The organism is Streptomyces sp. NPDC001549, from assembly GCF_042894025.1.
GTDB lineage: Bacteria > Actinomycetota > Actinomycetes > Streptomycetales > Streptomycetaceae > Streptomyces > Streptomyces kutzneri.
In genome coordinates, this window is record NZ_JBIAVJ010000007.1 from 74276 (window position 1) to 95826 (window position 21551).

Consider the following 21551-nt stretch of genomic DNA (forward strand, 5'->3'; position numbering starts at 1 on the left):
AAACGGAGTGGAACATGGGCCTCGGCGTGGGCTGGACCCTGCACGGAGACGGGCGGACTCCCGCCCCCGGGGCGGTGGTCCGGCCGGAGGAGCGGCTGTCGTGGCCGCGGACCGCCGGGCTGGGCGCGCAGCACGTCGTGGCGATGTTCGGCGCGAGTTTCGTCGCTCCGGTCCTGATGGGCCTGGACCCGAACCTGGCCATCATGATGTCCGGCGTCGCGACGGTGGTCTTCCTCCTCGCGACGCGCGGCCGGGTCCCGTCCTACCTGGGCTGCTCGCTGTCGTTCGTCGGTGTCGCGGCGGCCATCCGGGCCTCGGGCGGGGACAGCGCAGTGGTCACGGGCGCCTGCTTCGTCGTCGGCGTGGCACTGTTCCTGGCCGGTCTGGCGGTGCAGCGCTTCGGCGCCCGCGTCATCCACACGGCGATGCCGCCCATCGTGACGGGCGCGGTGGTGATGCTGATCGGCTTCAACCTGGCTCCGGTCACAGCGAGCACGTACTGGCCGCAGGACCAGTGGACGGCACTGCTGACCATGCTGTTCACCGGGTTCGCCGTGGTCTGCCTGCGCGGTTTCTGGTCGCGCATCGCGATCTTCCTCGGTCTGCTCTTCGGGTACGGCATCTCCTGGGTCTTCGACCTGCTCTTCGGCAAGATCCACTCGACGGTGGGCGGGGAGGCGGCCGTAGACCACTGGCGGCTCGACCTCTCCGCGGTCGCGAAGGCCGACTGGATCGGGCTGCCGTCCCTCCACGCGCCGGCCTTCGAGTGGTCGGCGATCCTGATCGCGCTGCCCGTGGTGATCGCGCTGATCGCCGAGAACGCGGGCCACATCAAGGCCGTCGGCGAGATGACCGGCGATCCGCTCGACGACAAGCTGGGCACGGCGATCGCGGCGGACGGCGCCGCGTCCATGCTGTCCACGGCGGCCGGAGGCCCGCCGAACACCACCTACTCCGAGAACATCGGGGTCATGGCGGCCACCCGGGTCTACTCCACGGCGGCCTACTGGGCGGCCGCGGGCTTCGCGCTGCTCTTCGGCCTGTGCCCCAAGTTCGGTGCGATCGTCGCCGCGATCCCGGGCGGGGTGCTCGGCGGCATCACGGTCATCCTCTACGGGATGATCGGCCTGCTCGGCGCGCAGATCTGGATCAACGGCGGGGTGGACCTGCGCAATCCGCTGAACCTGGTGCCGGCCGCGGCGGGCATCATCATCGGCATCGGCGGCGTGAAGCTGCAGATCACCGAGACCTTCGAGCTGGGCGGCATCGCGCTGGGCACGATCGTGGTCATCACCGGCTACCACGCACTGCGGTACCTCGCGCCCGCACACCTCAAGCAGGAGCCCCTGCTCGACGAGGGCACCTCCGCCTACGACGACGACTTCGGGGACGGCCAGGACAAGCCCCGTTGACGGGGTTTCGCCCGAACCGGGGAAGCGTACGGCCAAGTTCCCCGGATCCGCGTCGGCGCCTGCGACTCTGCCCCCATGGAAGCGGTGCTGGCGCGGATGCGCCCTGGAGGAGCGGCTCCCGCCGCAGGACGGTGTCGCCGTCTTCAACCGGGTCTACCTGACGGTGACGGAGACCCTGCACCGGCGGATCGAGCACGGCGGGTTCCCGGCGCCCCGGCGGGCGGAGACGCTCAGCGTGCGGTTCGCGGAGCGGTACCTGACGGCGGTGGAGGCGGACCGGGCCCCGGCCTGCTGGCGCCCCCTGCTGCAGTACCGCCGCCATCCGGGGATCCGTCCGCTCCAGCACGCGCTGGCCGGGATCAACGCGCACATCGGCCATGACCTGGCGCTGGCGGTGGTGGCCACGTGCGGTGAGCTGGACTGTGAACCGCGGGCCCTGGAGGCGGACTTCGACCGGGTCGGCGACACGCTGGTCTCCCTGGAGGAGCACATCCGGGAGGATCTGATGCCGGGCCCGGACCTGTTGGAGATCGCCGACCCGCTGACCCACCTGGTCGGCTCGTGGAGCCTGGAGCGCGCCCGCGCCGGGGCCTGGTCTGCGGCCCGCCTGCTGTGGACGCTGCGCCGGGCGCCGGAGCTGGCCGAGGAGTTCACGGACTCCCTCGACGCGGGCGTGGGCCTGGTCGGCCGCTGCCTGCTGACCCCGCGGGGCTGAGACGCCCGGCGCCCCCGGGTCGCCGTCGGCCGCCGGATAGGTTCGCCGTATGACGACGCTTCTCCTCGACGGCGGGCCGGTAGCCGCGGACGCCCAGGTCAGCCGGACCGGCGGGGTGCCGACGGCTCCCGCCGGAACCGTGTGGCCGGTGTGCCGCCTGTGCGCGGGACCGCTCCAGTTCCTCGGCCAGATCGTGCTCGGCGACACCGCACCTGCGGGGCCCGGCGTGCTGGCCCTGTTCATGTGCGCCCACCGGCCCGGGCGGTGCGAGCAGTGGAGCCCGGCCGCGGGCGGCAACCTGGCCCTGCTGCTGCCCGCCGGGGACCTGGTGTCCGTACCGGCGCCCGACGCGGACGCGGACGTCCTCGGGCTGGGCTCCGTCCGCGCGGCCGTACCCGTCCCGGCCGAGCCGGACGGCACGGCACCGGCCGGGCGGGCGGTCCTCGGCTCGCTCGGCGGCGAACCCGACTGGCTCCAGGGCGACGAGACGCCCGACTGCCCCGGCTGCGCACGGCCGATGACCTTCGTGGCCGGCCTGCGGGAGGGGCCGGATCCCACCACCGCCATGAACTTCGGCTCGGGACGGGCCTACGCCCACGCGTGCGCCCCCTGCGGGCGGGCCGCGCTGCTCTGGCAGTGCTGACCGGACCCGGGGCATGAGAACGGGCCGTCCCCGCGCTGCTCACGCGGGGACGGCCCGTGGCCTTGGTACCCGGAGGATCAGTCCTCGGGGAGTTCGACCGGGGCGATGTCGTCGTAGACGTCGCCCGGGCCCGGGTTGGTGGAGTCCGTGGAGCCGCCCAGGTGGTGCATGACCCCCCAGACGGCGTTGAGGGCGGTCTGGACCGCGCCCTCGGCCCAGCCGGCCGTCCAGGAGATGTCGTCGCCCGCGAGGAAGATGCCGCGCTTGTCCTCGGGGAGGCGGTCCTGCATGAAGTGGGTGAACAGGCGGCGCTGGTAGCGGTAGTGGCCCGGGAGGTTGGCCTTGAACGCGCCCATGAAGTAGGGCTCGTCCTCCCAGGAGACGGTGACCGGGTTGCCGATGATGTGACGGCGGATGTCGACCTTCGGGTAGATCTCGCCGAGGGACTTCAGCATGACCTCCATCCGCTCGTTCGCGGACAGCGGCAGCCACTTGAGGCTGTCGTCGCACCAGGTGTACGAGAGGCAGATGACGGCGGGCTTGTCCGGGCCGTTGTCCAGCAGGTACGTGCCGCGGGTCATCCGGTCGGTCAGCGTCATCGACATGACGTCGCGGCCGGTCTCCTCGTCCTTGTCCAGCCAGAACGGCCGGTCGACGGGGACGAACAGCTTGGACGACTCCATGTAGTGGGTGCGCTCGATCGCCGTCCAGTGGTCGATCGGGAACAGCGTGTCGTCGCACTCGATCTTCGACAGGAGCATCCAGGACTGGGCCGTGAAGATCGCGGCGCGGTACGTGCGGATGTCGCCGGAGGAGTCGGTGACCGTGATGCGGTTGCCGGCCGTGCGGTGCAGGCGGGTGACCGCCGGACGCGGGGTGCCGCCGTGCAGGGAGGACAGCGAGGTGCCCTGGGCCCAGTGCACGATCTTCTCCGGCTCGCGCTCCCACAGGCGCAGCGGCAGCTGCTGCGAGCCGCCCACGATGCCGCGGTGGTGGTCGTCGGCCTCGGTGTAGACGACGCGCAGGATCTCCAGGATGGAGTTCGGGAAGTCGGTGTCCCAGCCGCCCGTACCGAAGCCGACCTGGCCGAAGATCTCGCGCTTGCGGAAGGACTTGAAGGCCTCCGACTTGCAGAGGAAGCCGTAGAAGGTCTCGTCGTCGAGCTTCTCGACGAGCTTGGCCCAGATCTCGCGGATGCGCGGGACGTCCCGCTCGCGCATCGCGGTGTTCATGTCGGAGAAGTCGGCGCCCTCGTCGAGGCAGGCGTTCCATGCGGCGGACACGTCGCGGTAGACCTGCGGGAGGTCGGCGATGGTCTCGGCGTAGTGCGTCTCGCCCTTGAGGTCGACGACCGTCGAGGGGGTGGCCTCGGCGAGCGGGTTCGGGAAGGGCTCCGTGACCAGGCCGACGAGGTCGATGTAGTGCTGCAGGGCCGTGGAGGACGGCGGGAAGCGCATGGCGCCCATCTCCGCGGTGAGGCCCTCGGTCTCGGCGCCCTCGAAGCCGACGGTGCGCAGGCGGCCACCGATCTGGTCGGCTTCGTAGACGACGGGCTTGAGGCCCATCTTCATCAGCTCGTACGCGGAGATGATGCCGGACAGCCCGCCGCCGATGACGGCGACCTCGGTGCCGAGCTCGGTCGCCGGTATCTGGCCGAGGCCCGCCGGGTGGGCGAGGAAGTCGTCGTACGCGTACGGGAAGTCCGGACCGAACATGGTGATCGGCGGCTGTCCGTCGCTGTGCGGGACGGCGGTGGTGGGCACCGTGGACGTCATGGGGGTACGTCTCCTTGCGGCAGGGCTGGGGGAAGAAGGGGACTCAGACGAGGGAGGCGTAGAGCCCGGGTCGGCGGTCGCGCAGGTACGGGTTGTTCTCGCGCGAGGCCGACAGCAGCTCGGGGTCGGCCTCGCCGAACACCAGCTCCTCGCCGCGGCCGGCCCGGGTCCGGGTGACCCCGTCGGGGCTCGCCAGGCAGCTGAGTCCGACGAACTCGAACTCGCCTTCCGGGCCGGTGCGGTTGACGTACGCGATGTACATCTGGTTCTCGAAGGCCCTTACGGGGACGAGCTGTTCGGCGACGAACTGGAACGGGTGCATCTGCGCGGTCGGCACCAGGAGGAGGTCGGTGCCGGCGAGCGCGTGCGCCCGGACGTTCTCGGGGAACTCCACGTCGTAGCAGATCATGATGCCGATGCGGAGGCCGTTCAGGTCCGCCTGGACGACGGGGGTGTCGCCGGGGGTGAAGGCGTCCTGTTCGAAGCAGCCGAAGAGGTGGGTCTTGCGGTAGTTCGCCAGCGCCGCGCCGTCGGGGCCGATGAGCTGGGCGGCGTTGTAGACGACGCCGTCCGCGCCCTCCGGGTAGCCGTACAGGACGGCGATCCCGTGGCGGCGGGCGATCTCGCCGATGGCCTGGGCGGAGGCGCCGTCGGCCGCTTCGGCGAGTCCGGGGATGTCCTGGAGGTCCAGCGCGTAGCCGGTCAGGAACATCTCCGAGGTCACGAGGAGCCCGGCCCCGCTCTGTGCGGCGCGCGCCGCTGCCTCGTCGAGCGCCTTGAGGTTCCCGGCGGTGTCGCCGAGAACGCCGGAGCTCTGGAGGAGGGCGGTGCGCAGCGGGGGCATGGGCTACCTCTGTGACAGGCGGGGAGGGGGTCATAAAACGGTACGTTCGCGCGTTCGACCCGGACAAGCCGTGAGCGTTGCGCTCCGCGCATCGATTCGTTGCGTGTTCCCCGACCGACGCGGCGATTCGTTGCGCGGGCGCCCCCAGGCCCCCTCGTGGACCCCGTACGGCCCCTGCTGCGCTCCCTGCTACGAGCCGGTCCGGAAGGCCGGGTGGGCGGCCAGGAAACGCAGGTCGTCGAGGATGTCGGGGGTGTGGCCGGAGACGACGCGGCCGCTCCAGGTGTCGACGAGGGCCGGGACGGTCAGGGCGCCGTCGAAGTGGTGGCCGGTGGCCTCGTAGGCCAGCCGCAGTGCGGTGTACCCGGCCGCCCGGGGGTCGGTACCGAGGACGGTGGCGGTGATCGAGTGGGTCAGGCCCAGCTCGGCGAGGGTGCCGGTCACCCGCAGGGAGTGGGGACAGCCGGCGCGGAGGTAGAGGTGGTAGCGGTGCGGTACGGGGGAGAAACCGGCTCCGATGCGGCCGCGCGGGGCGGGCGCGGGAGCGGTGCGGGGCAGCGGGGTGCGGGGCAGGACGGTGTGCGACATGACTCTCCTGGGGTGGAGGACAACACGGCTGGGCCCCGGGCGGCGCGGTGCGCGCGCCCGGTCCGGGTCACTCGTCTCTGAGGGGGGTCAGCCGCGCGGGCCGAAGGCGCTGCACACCCGCAGGAGGTCGATGTGCAGGCGCCGGGTGAGCCACCAGCGCCGGAGGGTGCGGGATCGCGTGTCCGTGTCCGCCGTCCGGGCCGTGTCCACCGCCGCCCACCCCCGTCCTGTCCTCGGCCGCCCCCGTCCGGTGCTGGTTAGGCTTCCGGTGGCGGGCGCTGTCCGTCATGGCCGTCCCCCGCAGTCTCGTGGCGGCGCCCGGGGCCGTCAAGAAGGCGGTCACGACCCGGACGCCGTCGCCTATGGAAGGAGCCCTGCACCCATGTCCCCCGAGAGCGGCACGCTGTGCGGCAGTGAAGTACTCGACAATCCGGTCTGGGCCGCGCTGACCGGGCCGCACCGCGATTTCGCCGAGTTCGCGCCGACGGGTCTGGCGGCCCGCTACACGCTGGACACGTCCCCGTTCTCGGCGCTCGCCGATCCGCAGGACCCGCGGGCGTGGGCGGATCTGGCTGCGCTGGCCGGTCCCGGGGAGGAGGTCTGGGTGACGGGGCTGCTGACCCCGCCGCCGGGGTGGCAGACGCTGGTGACGGTTCCGGGTGTGCAGCTGGACGGCCGGGGGGTACGGGCCGGGGCGGCGCCGGAGGCGGTGGCGCTGGGGCTCGGTGACGTACCGGAGATGCTGGAGCTGGTGGGCCTGACCAGGCCGGGCCCGTTCCTGGACCGGACGGTCGAGCTGGGCACGTACCTCGGGATCCGTCACGAGGGCCGGCTGGTCGCGATGGCCGGGGAGCGGATGCGGCCGGAGGGCTGGTCGGAGATCAGCGCGGTGTGCACCCACCCGGACCACCGGGGCCGGGGCCTGGCGGCCCGGCTGATACGCGCGGTCGCCGCGGAGGTCCGTGAGCGCGGGGACCGCCCGTTCCTGCACGCGGCGGCGGCCAACACGGGGGCCGTGCGGCTGTACGAGTCGATGGGCTTCACCCTGCGCCGCAGCCCCCTGTTCCTGGGGCTGCGCACCCCTGCTCCGTAAGGGACGGTCTGCGGGACGGCCCTCAGGCCGGCGCGCCGGAGGTGAAGCGGCGCAGGAGCGGGGAGAGGACGAGGACCGACTTGGTGCGTTCCACGAACGGCTCGCCCGCGATGCGCTCCAGGACCCGCTCGAAGTGGCGCATGTCGGAGGCGAAGACCTGGACGAGGGCGTCCGCGTCGCCGGTGACGGTCGACGCGGACACCACCTCGGGGTATCTCTCCAGTCCTCGCCGGATGTCGTCCGGCGAGGTGTTGTGCCGACAGTAGATCTCGATGAAGCCCTCGGTCTCCCAGCCCATGGCGGCCGGGTCCACGCGGACGGTGAAGCCGGTGATGGCGCCTTCGGCGCGCAGCCGGTCCACGCGCCGCTTGACGGCGGGCGCGGAGAGCCCGACCTCGGAGCCGATGTCCGCGTAGGAGCGGCGGGCGTCCTCGGCGAGGGCGTGCACGATGCGTTCGTCGAGATCGTTCAGTCGCACGGGGGGTGAATCACTTCTATTCAGCGGCCTCCGCGGCCGTGGCGGCCAGGGCGGCCACAGTGGCCAGGCTGGAGCGGCGCATGCCGTAGAAGAAGTAGATCACGAGCCCGACGGCCATCCAGCCACCGAAGTACAGCCAGGTGAGTCCGGGCAGCTCCGTCATCAGGTAGGCGCAGAGGACGAAGCCCAGGATCGGGGTGACCGGGAAGAGCGCGACCTTGAAGGTGCGGTTCATCTCCGGGCGGGTCTTGCGCAGGATGATGACGGCCACGTTGACCAGGCCGAAGGCGAAGAGCGTGCCGATGCTGGTGGCGTTCGCCAGCTCGCCCAGCGGGATGAAGGCGGCGAGCAGTCCGCAGAAGAGGCAGACGATGATCGTGTTGACGCGGGGGGTGCCGGTCTTCGGGTCGACCTTGGCGAAGGCCTTGGGCATCAGGCCGTCGCGGGACATCGCGAAGAGGATGCGGGTCTGGCCGTAGAGGACGGCGAAGACGACGCTGGCGATGGCGACGACGGCGCCCGCGGCGAGGATGACGCTCCAGAAGGAGTGTCCGGTGACGTTCTCCATGATCTGGGCCAGGGCGGCCTCGCTGCCCTCGAACTCCTGCCACGGCATGGCGCCGACGGCGACCAAGGCGACGAGGCAGTAGATCGCGGTGACGATGGCGAGCGAGAGCATGATCGCGCGCGGCAGGTCCTTCTTCGGGTTCTTGGCTTCCTCACCGGCGGTGGAGGCGGCGTCGAAGCCGATGTACGAGAAGAACAGCATGGAGGCGGCGGTGCTGATCGCGGTGACGCCGAGCGGGGCCAGCGGGGTGTAGTTGCCGGCCTTGATGCCCATGAAGCCGATGACGCAGAAGAGCACCAGCGTCACGATCTTGACGGCGACCATGATCGAGTTGATCCGGGCGCTCTCCTTGGCCCCGCGGAGCAGGAAGACCATGCAGAGCAGGACCACGACCAGGGCGGGCATGTTGATGTAGCCGCCCTCGCCCAGCGGGGCGGAGAAGCCCTCGGGGATGGTGAAGCCGAGGGTGCCGTCGAGCAGCTCGTTGAGGTACTGGCCCCAGCCGACGGCGACGGCCGCGACGGAGACGCCGTACTCCAGGACGAGGCACCAGCCGCAGATCCAGGCTATGAGCTCACCCATGGTGGCGTAGGCGTAGGAGTACGAGGAGCCCGAGACGGGGATCGAGCCCGCGAGCTCGGCGTAGGAGAGCGCCGAGAAGAGCGCGGTCAGGCCCGCGACGATGAAGGCGATGAAGACGGCCGGGCCGGCGATCGGGGTGGCTTCGCCGAGGACGACGAAGATGCCGGTGCCCAGGGTCGCGCCGATGCTGATCATGGTCAGCTGCCACATGGTGAGCGACCGCTTGAGCGCGCCGCCCTCACCCTGGCCGCCCTCGGAGACCAACTGCTCCACCGGCTTGCGGCGGAGCAGCGGGTTGACGGGCCTGTGGGCCTCGGAGGCGAGCGGTGGCGCCTGGCCGTGGTCGAGCACGAGGGGACTCCTTGTCACTGCGGATCGGGGAGGTCAGGGGAGGCGTCGACCGCGACGATCCGGAGCAGGGCAGGGCCCGTCGGAAGAAGGGTCTGCTCATGGGGGACCGCCGAGCAGGCGATCCGCGCCACTCCACGTACAGCGAGTGAGCCTACGAGCTGAGTGATACCGCCCGTAATGGACCATCCTTGCACATTGACGCACGATCGTTGCGCGGATCCGTCACTGACAGTCGTTTGTTGCGTAGGGATGATCGATCGCTGCGCAGGCCGTCTCGGGCCCCGTTTATTGACACTTCGTCAGATCTGCCGCAGCGTGCCGCCATGGACCCTCCCGGAGCGCGTACGGGGCCGCCGGGGCAGGCCCTGATGGCATTGGTCCGCGCCGCGGCGGTGGAACCGGGCCCGAGCGGGGTACGGGTGAACGCGGTGGCACCGGGGGTGGCGTGGACCCCGCGGGTCGCCGCCCTGCCGGGCGCCGGGGGACGGCGGCGCACCACGGAGAACGCCCCGCTGGGCCGGGGCAGGCGCTCGTGGTGGGCGGTGGGGTCGGCCTGAAGTTCCCGTATCCGACGATCGGAGGCGACCAGTGATACCAGCGGGGCCAGCAGGACCGGCGGGACCAAGAGGGCCGGCGGGGCTGGAAGGACCAGGACTGCCGACCGGGCCGACGGAACCGACGTGGCCGGCCGGGCTGCAGCGCCACCCGGACGAGCCGGAGCCCTGGCAGGACGCGCTGCCCTTCCTGCGCGGGGTCGCCTGGCTGGACCGGGGGCGGCCGGTCCGCGCCGATCCGGCCGACACCATGCGGCTGCCCTGGGACACCGGCGAGCGCTCCACCCTGCCCATCGGCGTCCGGCTGGAGTTCACCACCGAGACCGCGCGGGCGGTGGAGGTCCGCTACCGGGCGACCGTGCCCGGCCCCACCGACGCGCTGCGCGACCTCGCGCACGGCTTCGCCCTGTGGGACCGGCACGGGGTGGTCAACGAGGTGTTCACCGACCCGGCCGCCGAGGCCGTCGTACGGATCGGCCTGGGGGGCGGCACCGGCCCTTTCACCATCCACCCGCCCGAAACCCAGTCCCCGCTGATCCTCGGACTGCGCGGGATCGGCGGCCCGCTCACCCCGGCGCCGCCCGCCCCGCGCTGGGTGGTGCACGGCGACTCCATCACCGAGGGCTGGTGGTCCACCCGCCCCGCGCACGGCTGGCCCGCCGTCACCGGCCGGGCGCTCGGCTGGGACACCGTCAACCTCGGCTACGCGGGGGCCGCGCGCGGTGAGCTGACCACCGCCGAACAGCTCGCGGGCCTGCCCGCCGACGTCCTCACGCTCGCCTTCGGGACCAACTGCTGGTCGCGGGTGCCCTTTTCGGCTCCCCTGCTGTACGAGACCACGCGGGCGTTCCTCGAACTGGTCCGCCAGGGGCACCCGCGGACCCCGATCCTGCTGGTCTCCCCCGTCCTGCGGCCCGACGCCGAGCGCACCCCGAACAAGCTGGGCGCCACCCTCGGCGCCCTGCGTGACGCGATGGAGCGCGCCACCCGGGACCGGATCGCCGCGGGGGACGACCGGCTCGCCGTGCTCCCAGGCCGGGACCTGCTCGGTCCCGAACACCTGGCGGACGGGCTGCACCCCAACGACAGCGGACATCAGGTGCTCGGCCTCGCTGTGGCCACGGCTCTGCGGCGCGCCGGGTTCGGCGCGGGGTGAGTGAAACAGCCCACACCGGGCAAGGTGAACAGATCTCCCCCACCGCGGCGTGTCCTGGGCAGAGTTGACGCCATCACGGTGGCGGACACGAAGGACACCACGAGTGGGAGAGATCAAGATGGGCATCAAGCGCGGAACCACCCTGGCCGCGGCCGCGATCGTCGTCGTCCTCGCGGCGACGGCCTGCGGCCCCACCGACGACAAGGCCGCGGACACGACCAAGCCGGTCGGGGCCGCCGCCGCCCAGGGGAAGGCCCCGGCCGCCGCCGACGGCGCCTACGGCTCCGACGGCGCTGAGGGCGCCTCGGGCGCCTCGGGCGCCAAGCCGGCCGGGCAGCTGGCGATCGCCCCCAACGACCAGATCGGCTCGGTCCTCACCGACAGCGCCGGGATGACCCTCTACCGCTTCGACAAGGACACGGCCAAGCCGCCGAAGTCGAACTGCGACGGCGACTGCGAGAAGACCTGGCCGGTGGTCGCCGCGGGCGATGCCACCGCCGCCGCGGGCATGGACCCGGCGCTGCTGGGCGAAGTGGTGCGCACCGACGGCAGCAAGCAGCTGACGGTGGCCGGCTGGCCCGCGTACCGCTACAGCAAGGACGCCAAGGCGGGCGACGTCAACGGCCAGGGCGTCGGCGGGGTGTGGTTCGCGCTCGCGGCGGACGGCAAGAAGGCCGCGAAGGGGGCGGCGCCCGCGGCCCCGGCCGCAGGCGGGGCCGAGGCGGGCGGCGGCGCCGAGGCCGACGGGAAGCTGTCGGTGGCCAAGGACCCCAAGCTGGGCGACCACATCGTCGACGGCAAGGGCATGACCGTCTACCGGTTCAAGCCGGACACCCAGTGGCCGATGACCTCCAAGTGCGTGGGCGACTGCCTGACCAAGTGGCCGGTCGTCGCGCCGGTGGAGAAGGCCCAGGACAAGGGGATCGTCGAGAAGAACTACACGGTGCTCAACCGCCCGGACGGCCAGAAGCAGCAGAGCGTCGACTGCTGGCCCGTCTACACCTTCACCGGTGACAAGAAGCCCGGCGACGTCAACGGCCAGGGCGTGGGCGGCACCTGGTACGCCGTGTCCCCCGACGGCAAGCTCATCACCGTCCAGTAGCCCCTGCCCCTCCCCTCAATCCCCTCACTCCCCCCACCCCGTTCGCGCGGCCCTCGCCCTCATCCCCCCTGGGCGGGGGCCGCGCTCCTTCCCCGTTCCGCCCCGGCCGAGTCCTCTCTAGACTCGGCCGCATGCTGCGCGTACTGGCCGTCGACGACGAGAAGCCGCTCCTGGAGGAACTCCTCTACCTGCTGCGCTCGGACCCCCGGGTGCGCAGTGCGGAAGGTGCCTCGGACGCCACCGAGGCCCTGCGCCGGGTCACCCGGGCGCTGGAGTCCGGCCCGGACGGGGCCGACGGCATCGACGTGGTGTTCCTGGACATCCACATGGCCGGGCTGACCGGGCTGGACATCGCGCGGCTGCTGGCCGGGTTCGCGCGGCCGCCGCTGATCGTGTTCGTCACCGCCCACGAGGGTTTCGCCGTACAGGCCTTCGACCTGAAGGCCGTGGACTACGTGCTCAAGCCCGTGCGCCCGGAGCGGCTGGCCGAGGCCGTCCGGCGGGCGTGCGAGCAGCTGGGCCGGTCCGAAGAGGGCCCGGCGGCCGCGGTGGCACCCGCCGGCGCCCCGGTGGCGGGCGCGCAGGCCGTGCCGGCGCCGCGCCGCCCGGTCGCCGAGGTCACCGTCGCCGACCGCGCGCCGGACCAGATCGCCGTCGAACTGGGCGGGGTCACCCGCTTCGTGGCGATCGCGGACATCTCCTACGTCGAGGCGCAGGGCGACTACGCCCGCCTGCACACCGACGAGGGCAGCCATCTGGTCCGGATCCCGGTGTCCACGCTGGAGGAGCGCTGGGCGGCGCGCGGGTTCGTACGGATCCACCGCCGTCATCTGGTGGCGCTGGCGCGGATCGACGAGCTCCGGCTGGAGGCCGGGACCACCAGTGTCCGGGTGGGGGCGGCGGAGCTCCAGGTGAGCCGCAGGCACGCGCGGGAGCTGCGGGACCTGCTGATGCGGAAGGCGACCGGCTGAAACCGGCCGCTCCCGGCCGCTCCCCGGCCGTTCCCCGGACGCCGTCGGGCCGTTCGCGCCCGACCGTCCGGCGCTCGGAGGCGCCGTTCGTCGCGCCGGGAGGGGCGTACGGCGATCCGCCGGAGCCGTCGGCCGCACCGCCGCCCGATCGGCCCTCGGTGCCGTCGCCCCTCTCGTATCGTGGATCTTCCGGCGCGGGAGGAGCGAGATGTCCGAGATCCAGGCGCTGGTCGACGCCCTGAGCGGGCTGCCCCGGGCCCGGCCTGCCGGGCCCGCCGAGGCCGAGGCGCTGCTGGCCCGGCTGCGCAGTGCGGCCGCCCGCTGGGCCGACATCCTGTACGAGGCCCGCGAGGGGGTCCGCGAGCAGGTGCCACCGCGCGCGGAGGCGGCCCTGACGCTGGCGTTCCGGCGCGCGGAGGAGTCGTACGTGGAGCTGGAGATCGCCCTCCGCGACTGCGCGGAGCACCGCGACCCGGCCCTCTGACGGGGTCGTCCGGCCGGGCGGATCCGGCGGCTCCGGTGGGTCCGAATCGAGCCTGTCGCCCGGTCAGGGGGCGTGCGTAGACTCCGGACACCCCCCTCCAGCCGAAGGACCGCCCGGTGAACCAGACGTACGCGCTGACCGCGGTCGCCGTCGTCGTCCTGGTCACGGTCCTGGTCGGCGCGCTGGGCCTGCGGATGTCGCGGACCACGTCCGACTTCTACGTCGCCTCGCGCACGGTGGGGCCCCGGCTGAACGCCGCGGCCATCAGCGGCGAGTACCTGTCCGCCGCGTCCTTCCTCGGGGTGGCGGGGCTGGTGCTGCTCCAGGGGCCCGAGATGCTCTGGTACCCGGTGGGCTACACCGCCGGGTACGTGGTGCTGCTCGTGCTGGTGGCGGCCCCGCTGCGCCGCTCGGGCGCGTACACGCTGCCGGACTTCGCGGAGGCGCGGCTGGAGTCGCTGGTGGTGCGCCGGATCGCGGTGCTGTTCGTGGTCGGGGTCGGCTGGCTTTACCTGCTGCCGCAGTTGCAGGGGGCCGGGCTGACGCTGGAGATCCTGACCGGGGCCCCGCACTGGGTCGGCGGGCTGGTCGTCGCGTTCGTGGTGACGGTGGCGGTGGGGTGCGGCGGGATGCGTTCGGTCACCTTCGTCCAGGCCTTCCAGTACTGGCTGAAGCTCACGGCCCTGCTGGTGCCGGCCTTCTTCCTGATCGCGGCCTGGGCCGGGGACGGCGCGCCGCGGGCGACCTTCGACGCACCGGCCGTCTTCCGGGAGCACACCTCGGTGACGGTCGCGGAGGACGTGCGGCTGTCGGTGGCGAATCCGCTGATGGTGACGGTGACGGGGCAGGTGGACGGGCGCGGTTACGTGTCGGTGCCGCTGACCCTGGCCGCCGGTGAGCATTCCGTACGGGCCCACGCGCGGCTGGAGTTCGCCGCGGACACGCCGGTTCCGGACACCCGGGCCGAGGCGCGGCCCGGTGTGTCCACCTGGTCGGTGCCGACCTCCGGCGGGCTGCGCGAGTACCGGCTGTACGCCACGTACGGGCTGATCCTGGCGACCTTCCTCGGCACGATGGGCCTGCCGCACGTCGCGGTGCGGTTCTACACCAGCCCCGACGGGCGGACCGCGCGGCGCACCACGCTGGTCGTGCTCGCGCTGGTCGGCGTCTTCTATCTGCTGCCGCCGGTGTACGGGGCACTGGGCCGGATCTACACCCCCGAGCTCGCCCTGACCGGCGACGCGGACGCCGCGGTGCTGGTGCTGCCCGGGCGGATGCTCGGCGGGGTGCTCGGCGAGCTGCTGGGTGCGCTGCTGGCCGGGGGTGCCTTCGCGGCGTTCCTGTCGACGGCCTCGGGGCTGACCATGGCGGTGGCGGGGGTGCTGCACCAGGACGTGCTGCCGGCGCGGGGGGTGCGCAGCTTCCGCTCGGCGGCGGTCGTGGCGATCCTGGTGCCGCTGGCCGGGAGCGTGGCGGCGACGCAGGTGCCGGTGGCGGACGCGGTGGGCCTCGCCTTCGCCGTGTCGGCCTCCTCGTTCTGTCCGCTGCTGGTGCTGGGCATCTGGTGGCGCGGGCTGACCCCGCCGGGTGCGGTGGCCGGGCTGGTGACGGGCGGCGGGGCGGCGCTGGGCGCGGTGCTGGCGACCCGGGCCGATCTGGCGCCGCCGGGCTGGACGCACACGCTGCTGGCGTGGCCGGCGGCGTGGTCGGTGCCGCTCGGGTTCCTGACGATGGTGGCGGTGTCGCTGGCCACCCGGTCGCGGATCCCGGCGGGGACGGCGGCCACCCTGGCCCGGCTGCACCTGCCGGAGGTCGTGGCCGGGGAGCGGGCGGGAGGTCTGCGGTGACCGGGGTGGCGCCGGCGGTCCTGGCGCTGCCGGCGGTGGCGGGTGCGGTGCTGCTGCTGGCTGCGGGCTGGGCTGCGGGCCGGTGGCACGCCCGCCGCGGGGAGCGGGCGGCCGGGATGGACCTGGGGACCCCGGTGGAGCGGGCCACCTTCCACACGCTGCACACGGCGTCGCTGGCCGCTCCCCCGCTGCGCGCCGGGCTGACCGAGGACGCCGCCCGCAAGGCGGCCCGGCGGCTGCGGTCGCTGCTGGGCACGGAGGCGCTGTGCCTCACCGACCGGGAGTCGGTGCTGGCCTGGGACGGTCCGGGCGCCGACCACCATCAGCGCCGGGCGATGGCCCGGGTGGCGGTGATGCTGGCGTCGGGGCGCAGCCAGAGCGTGCGGACCGAGTGCCAGCGGCCCGACTGTCCGCTGAAATGGGCGGTGGTGGCCCCGCTCACCGGCGAGGACGGGATGCTGGGCGCGCTGGTGGCGTACGGCTCGCGCGAGTCGGCGGTGCTGGTGCGGGCCGCCACGGAGGTCGCCCGGTGGGTGTCGGTGCAGTTGGAGCTGTCCGAGCTGGACCGGTCGCGGACCCGGCTGATGGAGGCGGAGATCAAGGCGCTGCGGGCGCAGATCTCCCCGCATTTCATCTTCAACTCCCTGGCCGCGATCGCCTCGTTCGTCCGCACGGATCCGGAGCGGGCCCGGGAGCTGCTGCTGGAGTTCGCGGACTTCACCCGGTACTCCTTCCGGCGGCACGGTGATTTCACCACGCTGGCCGACGAGTTGCGCTCCGTGCAGCAGTATCTGGCGCTGGCCGGTGCCCGGTTCGGCGACCGGCTGAAGGTGACCCTGCAGGTGGCGCCGGAGGTGCTGCCGGTGGCACTGCCCTTCCTGTGCCTGCAGCCGCTGGTGGAGAACGCCGTGAAGCACGGGCTGGAGGACTCCACCGAGGAGTGCCGGATCACGATCACGGCGCGGGACGCGGGCGCGGAGGCGGTGATCACGGTGGAGGACAACGGGGTCGGGATGGATCCGGCGCTGCTGCGCCGGATCCTGGCCGGGGAGCACGGCGGCTCCTCCGGGATCGGGCTGCCCAATGTCGACGAGCGGATCCGGCAGGTGTACGGGGACGCGTACGGTCCGGTGATGGAGACGGGGGTCGGGGCGGGCATGAAGGTCACCCTGCGCATTCCCAAGTACCGTGTGGGCGTGCACAGTTCACCGTCAGGACACCAGCCTCCGCGGCTCTGAGGGCCCGTCGGCGTGGCATCCTGTGACCGGCGCGACGTGACCGGAGGGAATCGCCGACGTGCGGGTCGGGCGAGAGCAGCAGCGTGACGAGTTACGGGAATGGGTGCGCGGGGGTGCGGAGGGCCGCGGAGCCCTGCTGATCGTGGAGGGCGAGCCCGGCGCGGGCCGCACCGACTTCGTGCGCGGCGCCCTGACCGGGGCGCATGCGCTCGGCTGCCGGGTGCGGTACGCGGCGGCCGACGCCCTCGGGGCGGAGCTGCCGCTGCGCGCCGCGCTGGACTGCCTGCACCCCGGGGGCCCGGACCGGGCGGCCGCCGTCGCGCTGCTGCGGGAGGCCGAGGAGGCGGCACGGCCGGGTGGTGCGCTGCTGGCCGCCATGGACCTGCTGACGGCCCGGGTCGAGGAGTGGTGCGCGCGGCGGCCGCTGCTGCTGGTGCTGGACGACGCGCACTGGGCGGACCCGGCCAGCCTGCTGCTGTGGCAGCGCCTGGCGGGCTGGGCGGTGGCGGGCCAGCTGCCGCTGCTGCTGGTGGTGACCCGGCGGCCGCTGCCGGGCCGGCCCGAGCTGGAGCCGCTGTGCGCGACGCCGGGCGGGCGCACGCTCCGGCTGGAGCCGCTGTCCACGGCGGAGACGGACGAGCTGGTCCGGGACCTGCTGGGGGCGGAGCCGGGACCCCGGCTGCGGGAGGCGGCGCGGCAGTCGGGCGGCAACCCGCGGCTGCTGCGGGATCTGCTCGCGCAGTGGTCCGGGCTCCTGCGGGTCGAGGACGGCCGGGCGGAACTTCCGGTGCCGGAGGAGGAGTTGCCGCCGCCGCCCGCCTCCGTGACGCGGGGACTGGCCTGGCTGCCGGGGCCCGCGCGCACCGCCCTTCGGCACGCGGCGCTGCTCGGTCCGGCCTTCACCGTCCGCGAGCTGGCCCTCGTACGGGGCAGGCCGGCCCGGGAGTTGCTCACGGAGCTGGCGGAGCCCCTGTCGGCCGGGCTGCTGGCGGACGCCACCGGCGGCCGGCTGTGCTTCCGCCACCCGGCCCTGCGGGCGGCGCTGTACGCCGAGACCCCAGCGGCCCTGCGCGCGGCCCTGCACCAGGACGCCGCCCAGGTCTTCGCCGAGGCGGGACTGCCCGCGGCCCGGACCGCCGAACAGCTGCTCGGCGGCGGCCTGCTGACGCCCTGGGCGGTGCGCTGGCTGGCGGACTCGGCCCCGGCGCTGATCGCGGGCGCCCCGGACGCGGCGGCCGAACTGCTGGAGCGGGCCATCGCGCAGGGCGACCCGCGGGAGCGGGAGACCCGGGACGCGCTGGAGGAACGGCTCGCGGACGCCGCGCTGATGCTGCGCCGCCCCGAGTCGGTGGAGCTCCTGGCCGCCCTGCGGGCCCGGACCACCGACCCCGGCCGGCGGGCCTCGGTCGACTTCAAGCTGGTCTCCGCCCTGATGATCCAGGGGGACATGGCCCGCTCCCTGGAGGTGACCGAGCGGGCGCTGGCGGAGGAGTTCCCGTCCGTCGCCCTGCGGCTGCGCCTGGAGGCCTGCCGGGTACTGGCCCTGGCCGATCTGCACCGGGCGGCCGAGGCCCACGCGCTGGCCGGGCCGGTGGTGGCGGCCGCGCGGCGGCTGCGCGATCCGCTGTGCGGGGCGGAGGCCCACCACGCGGCGTCGTACGCGCTGTTCCACCTGGGGCGCGGCCGGGCCTCGCTGCGGCACGTCGCGGAGGGGATCGGGTGGGCGCGGCGGAGCCCGGAGGCCAACGACATGCGGTTGCTGCTGCTGGCGAACCAGGCGGAGGGGCACATGCGCTTCGACGAGCCGGTGGTCGTGGCCGCTGCGCTGGAGGAGGCGCGCGAGCTGGCCGCGGCGACCCGTTCGACCGGGCGGCTGGTGGTGACGGAGGCCCGGCTCGCCGAGTTCCACTACCGGCTCGGCGACTGGGACACGGCCCTGGCCGGGGTGGCGCGGGCGGGCCGGCTGCCGATCTCGGACGGCTGGCTGCCGGTGGTGGTACACGGGCTGCGGACGCTGGTGCTGGGCCACCGGGACGAGCGGGAGGCGGCGCGGGCCGGGCTCGCGGAGCTGCCCGCGGACGCCTTCGCCACGCCCACGGCCCGCCGCTACGCCGCCCACGTACTGCTCGCGCGGGCGCTGCTGGCGGAGCGGGACGGACGGCCGGCCGACGCGCTGGGGGCGCTGCTGCCCGCGCTGGCGGAGGGTGTGGAGGAGGAGGTGGTGTACGAGCGCCCCTGGGTGCTGTCGGAGATCGTCCGGCTGGCGCTGGAGTGCGGGGAGAGCGCCACGGCCCGGGCGGCGGTGGAGTGCTGCGCGCGCTCGGCGCGGGCGCGGGCCGAGTATCCGGGGCCGGCGCTGGCCCTGCTGCGCTGCCGGGGCCTGTTCGCGCAGGATCCGGAGCTGCTGGAGCAGGCGGTGGAGCGCGGTGAGCGCGGCGGGTGGCCGCTGGTGCTGGGCCAGACCCTGGAGGACCTCGCGGTGGCGCGGGCCTGGCACGGGGATCTGGCGGGGGCGCGGTCGGCGCTGACGCGTGCGGTGGCGGTGTACGAGGGTCCGGGTGCCCGGTGGGACATCGCCCGGGCCGATGCCCGGCTGCGGAGCCTGGGGGTGCGCCGGGGCAGCCGGTCGGCGCGGCGCAGACCGGCCAGCGGCTGGGAGGCGCTGACCCCGGCCGAGCTGAAGGTGGCGCTGCTGGTGGCACAGGGCCGGTCGAATCCGGAGATCGCGAGCGTGCTGTTCCTCTCGCCGAGGACGGTGCAGACGCACGTGTCGCACATCCTGGCCAAACTGCAGGTCCGTTCGCGGGCGGCGGTGGCGGCTCAGGCGGCGGCACGGCCGCCGGGTCCGTAGCCGGGCATGGCGGCGCGCAGGGCCCGTAAGGCGTAGTGGGTACGGGACTTCACGGTGCCGGCGGGCACCCCGAGCTCCGCGGCGGCCTCGCAGACGGAGGCGCCGCGGTAGTAGATCTGCACGAGCACGGCGCGGTGCTCGGGGCTCAGCAGTCGCAGGGCCCGGCGGACGTCGAGGGTGGCGACGGCCTGTTCGGTGTGGTCGTCGGCGGCCGGGGAGTGGTCGAGGGCGTCGGGCCCTACCTCGGCGGGCCGCACCAGGCGGGCCCGACGGGCGTCGATGGCGAGGCGCCGGGCGACGGTGTAGAGCCACGGCCGCATGGAGGCGTGGCCGCTCTCCAGGGCCTCGGGGTGGGTCCAGGCCCGGAAGAGGGTCTCCTGCAGGAGGTCCTCGGCGCGCTGGCGGTCGCCGAAGGTGAGGCCGAGGAGGAATCCGTAGAGGGCCTTGCCGTGCTCGCTGTGCAGCCGGGCGAGGGCGTGCGGGTCGGTTCTGGTCACGGGGTGCCCCTTCCAGATCGGGTCACCTCAGCGTGACGGCCCGGTGCCCCGGAGTTATCCGCCGCTTGGCGTATCCGGACCCGGCCTGCGCCGAACGGTCGTTCCCCGCGCCGAACGGTCGCCCCGGCTGTCTTTCAGCCCCCCCGGCGTTTGAGGAGCGGGGTCTGGGGCGGAGCCCCAGCAGCGGCGGCGCGCCCGGGAACGCACGTGGCCCCGGCCATCCGCGAAGGGACGGGCCGGGGCCACGTGACAGAGACGGCCTAGCTCCAGCTGGCGTGCAGCGGCTTGCCCTCGGCGTAACCGGCGGCGGACTGGATGCCGACCACGGCCTTCTCCTCGAACTCCGCGAGGGAGCCGGCCCCGGCGTAGGTGCACGAGGAGCGGACGCCCGCGATGATCGAGTCGATCAGGTCCTCGACGCCCGGGCGGGCCGGGTCGAGGAACATGCGCGAGGTGGAGATGCCCTCCTCGAACAGGCCCTTGCGGGCCCGGTCGTAGGCCGACTCCTCGCTCGTGCGGTTCTGCACCGCGCGGGCGGAGGCCATGCCGAAGGACTCCTTGTAGAGGCGGCCGTCGGCGGACTGCTGGAGGTCGCCCGGGGACTCGTACGTACCGGCGAACCAGGAGCCGATCATCACATTGGACGCGCCGGCGGCGAGCGCCATCGCCACGTCACGCGGGTGACGGACGCCGCCGTCGGCCCACACGTGCTTGCCGTACTTCTTCGCCTCGGCCGCGCACTCCAGCACCGCGGAGAACTGCGGGCGGCCCACGCCGGTCATCATGCGGGTGGTGCACATGGCGCCGGGGCCCACACCGACCTTGATGATGTCCGCGCCGGCGTCGATGAGGTCCTTGACGCCCTCGGCGGCGACGATGTTGCCCGCCACGATCGGGACCTGCGGGTCCAGGGCGCGGATGGCCTTGATCGCGTTGATCATCGACTCCTGGTGGCCGTGCGCCGTGTCGATGACGAGCGTGTCCACGCCCGCGTCGAGCAGCTGCTTGGCCTTGGCCACGAAGTCACCGTTGATGCCGACGGCGGCCGCGATGCGCAGCTTGCCGTTCGCGTCGGTGGCCGGGGTGTAGAGCGTCGCGCGCAGGGCGCCCTTACGGGTGAGGATGCCGACGAGCTTGCCGTCCTTGTCGACGGCCGGGGCCAGCTTGCGGTGGCCGGTGTCGAGCTGGTTGAAGGCCTCGCGGGCGTCCATGTCGGCGTCGATGAGCAGCAGCTCCTTCGACATGACCTCGGAGAGCTGGGTGAAGCGGTCGACACCGGTCAGGTCGTGGTCGGTGACGACGCCGACCGGGCGGCCCTCGGCGTCGACGACGACTCCGGCGCCGTGGGCGCGCTTGGGCAGCAGGGACAGCGCGTCGGCGACCGTCTGGGTGGGCGCCAGCGTGATCGGGGTGTCGAGCACGTGGTGGCGGGTCTTCACCCAGGAGATGACGTCGGTGACGATCTCGATCGGGATGTCCTGCGGGATGACGACGATTCCGCCGCGTCGGGCGACCGTCTCGGCCATCCGGCGGCCCGCGATGGCGGTCATGTTGGCCACGACGAGGGGAATGGTGGTGCCGGTTCCGTCGGGCGAGGACAGGTCGACACCCTGACGGGAACCGACCGCGGAGCGGCTCGGCACCATGAACACATCGTCGTACGTCAGGTCGTACGGCGGCTTCAGGTCATTGAGGAAACGCACGTGCTGAACATCCCAGTCGATCGAAGGATCCGTCTACGCCCCGGCAGGACAGCCGAGGAAACGCACGTACTTCATTCTCCCACGACCTGGCGTTCACAC

At 73.5% G+C, this 21551-nt stretch carries 19 protein-coding genes and 1 pseudogene; 12 read left to right on the forward strand and 8 right to left on the reverse strand.

From position 1 onward, the window contains the following. Positions 1-14: 14 nt before the first annotated feature. The 3 genes and pseudogenes from ACFY04_RS14275 (at position 15) to ACFY04_RS14285 (ending at position 2770) form a co-directional block, all read left to right on the forward strand. On the forward strand, positions 15-1412 hold the full coding sequence (locus tag ACFY04_RS14275; RefSeq protein ID WP_389116640.1) for a uracil-xanthine permease family protein: 1398 nt from the start codon (positions 15-17) through the stop codon (positions 1410-1412). A gap of 75 nt (positions 1413-1487) precedes the next feature. After that, positions 1488-2127 (forward strand): annotated as a pseudogene (locus ACFY04_RS14280) (DUF5995 family protein). 49 nt (positions 2128-2176) lie between these two features. Beyond that, complete coding sequence (locus tag ACFY04_RS14285; RefSeq protein WP_389116642.1) at positions 2177-2770, forward strand: hypothetical protein; 594 nt, start codon at positions 2177-2179, stop codon at positions 2768-2770. Between the two features lie 77 nt (positions 2771-2847). Here ACFY04_RS14285 and ACFY04_RS14290 read toward each other — a convergent pair whose 3' ends face one another. From ACFY04_RS14290 to ACFY04_RS14305, 4 genes are all read right to left on the reverse strand, one after another. Then, positions 2848-4545: a flavin monoamine oxidase family protein gene (locus tag ACFY04_RS14290; RefSeq protein ID WP_389116644.1), complete on the reverse strand. Its 1698-nt coding sequence runs from the start codon at positions 4543-4545 to the stop codon at positions 2848-2850. Between the two features lie 43 nt (positions 4546-4588). Next, positions 4589-5389, reverse strand: a complete 801-nt coding sequence (locus ACFY04_RS14295; protein WP_389116646.1) for a carbon-nitrogen hydrolase family protein — start codon at positions 5387-5389, stop codon at positions 4589-4591. A gap of 189 nt (positions 5390-5578) precedes the next feature. Then, positions 5579-5977: a hypothetical protein gene (locus ACFY04_RS14300; protein ID WP_389116647.1), complete on the reverse strand. Its 399-nt coding sequence runs from the start codon at positions 5975-5977 to the stop codon at positions 5579-5581. Between the two features lie 87 nt (positions 5978-6064). After that, positions 6065-6187 carry a cell envelope biogenesis protein OmpA gene (locus tag ACFY04_RS14305; protein ID WP_389116649.1) on the reverse strand — a complete coding sequence of 41 codons (123 nt, stop codon included), beginning with the start codon at positions 6185-6187 and terminating at the stop codon, positions 6065-6067. A 172-nt stretch (positions 6188-6359) separates the two neighbouring features. Between ACFY04_RS14305 and ACFY04_RS14310 the strand changes: the two genes are divergently transcribed. Further along, complete coding sequence (locus ACFY04_RS14310) at positions 6360-7070, forward strand: GNAT family N-acetyltransferase (protein ID WP_389116651.1); 711 nt, start codon at positions 6360-6362, stop codon at positions 7068-7070. A gap of 22 nt (positions 7071-7092) precedes the next feature. Here the strand turns inward: ACFY04_RS14310 and ACFY04_RS14315 are convergent, their stop codons facing one another. Both ACFY04_RS14315 and ACFY04_RS14320 read right to left on the reverse strand, forming a co-directional pair. Continuing rightward, a complete protein-coding gene (locus ACFY04_RS14315; RefSeq protein ID WP_007262967.1) occupies positions 7093-7548 on the reverse strand; it encodes an Lrp/AsnC family transcriptional regulator in 456 nt (151 codons plus the stop codon). 16 nt (positions 7549-7564) lie between these two features. Then, a complete protein-coding gene (locus ACFY04_RS14320; RefSeq protein WP_389116653.1) occupies positions 7565-9049 on the reverse strand; it encodes an amino acid permease in 1485 nt (494 codons plus the stop codon). A gap of 323 nt (positions 9050-9372) precedes the next feature. On the opposite strand from ACFY04_RS14320, the gene ACFY04_RS14325 reads away from it, so the two are divergent. The 8 genes from ACFY04_RS14325 (at position 9373) to ACFY04_RS14360 (ending at position 19252) form a co-directional block, all read left to right on the forward strand. After that, entirely contained in the window at positions 9373-9606 is a 234-nt protein-coding gene (locus tag ACFY04_RS14325; protein ID WP_389116655.1) for an SDR family oxidoreductase, read from the forward strand. Between the two features lie 136 nt (positions 9607-9742). After that, positions 9743-10759 carry a GDSL-type esterase/lipase family protein gene (locus ACFY04_RS14330; RefSeq protein ID WP_389116974.1) on the forward strand — a complete coding sequence of 339 codons (1017 nt, stop codon included), beginning with the start codon at positions 9743-9745 and terminating at the stop codon, positions 10757-10759. Positions 10760-10877: 118 nt separating this feature from the next. Then, entirely contained in the window at positions 10878-11861 is a 984-nt protein-coding gene (locus ACFY04_RS14335; RefSeq protein ID WP_389116975.1) for an SCO0930 family lipoprotein, read from the forward strand. A gap of 131 nt (positions 11862-11992) precedes the next feature. Continuing rightward, a complete protein-coding gene (locus ACFY04_RS14340) occupies positions 11993-12832 on the forward strand; it encodes a LytR/AlgR family response regulator transcription factor (RefSeq protein ID WP_389116656.1) in 840 nt (279 codons plus the stop codon). A 208-nt stretch (positions 12833-13040) separates the two neighbouring features. Next, entirely contained in the window at positions 13041-13316 is a 276-nt protein-coding gene (locus ACFY04_RS14345; RefSeq protein WP_389116658.1) for a hypothetical protein, read from the forward strand. A gap of 116 nt (positions 13317-13432) precedes the next feature. Next, a complete protein-coding gene (locus ACFY04_RS14350; protein ID WP_389116659.1) occupies positions 13433-15163 on the forward strand; it encodes a cation acetate symporter in 1731 nt (576 codons plus the stop codon). After that, positions 15160-16401, forward strand: coding sequence for a sensor histidine kinase (locus tag ACFY04_RS14355; protein ID WP_389116660.1), 1242 nt, complete (start codon positions 15160-15162; stop codon positions 16399-16401). Before ACFY04_RS14350 ends, ACFY04_RS14355 begins: the two co-directional genes overlap by 4 nt. A gap of 58 nt (positions 16402-16459) precedes the next feature. Beyond that, positions 16460-19252: a LuxR C-terminal-related transcriptional regulator gene (locus tag ACFY04_RS14360; RefSeq protein ID WP_389116663.1), complete on the forward strand. Its 2793-nt coding sequence runs from the start codon at positions 16460-16462 to the stop codon at positions 19250-19252. Here ACFY04_RS14360 and ACFY04_RS14365 read toward each other — a convergent pair. Beyond that, the gene (locus ACFY04_RS14365; RefSeq protein WP_389116665.1) at positions 19222-19749 is read right to left on the reverse strand and encodes a sigma-70 family RNA polymerase sigma factor; all 528 of its coding nucleotides are present in this window, start codon (positions 19747-19749) and stop codon (positions 19222-19224) included. The genes ACFY04_RS14360 and ACFY04_RS14365 overlap by 31 nt on opposite strands. A 260-nt stretch (positions 19750-20009) precedes the next feature. Then, a complete protein-coding gene (locus tag ACFY04_RS14370; protein ID WP_389116667.1) occupies positions 20010-21452 on the reverse strand; it encodes a GuaB1 family IMP dehydrogenase-related protein in 1443 nt (480 codons plus the stop codon). Between the last annotated feature and the right edge of the window lie 99 nt (positions 21453-21551).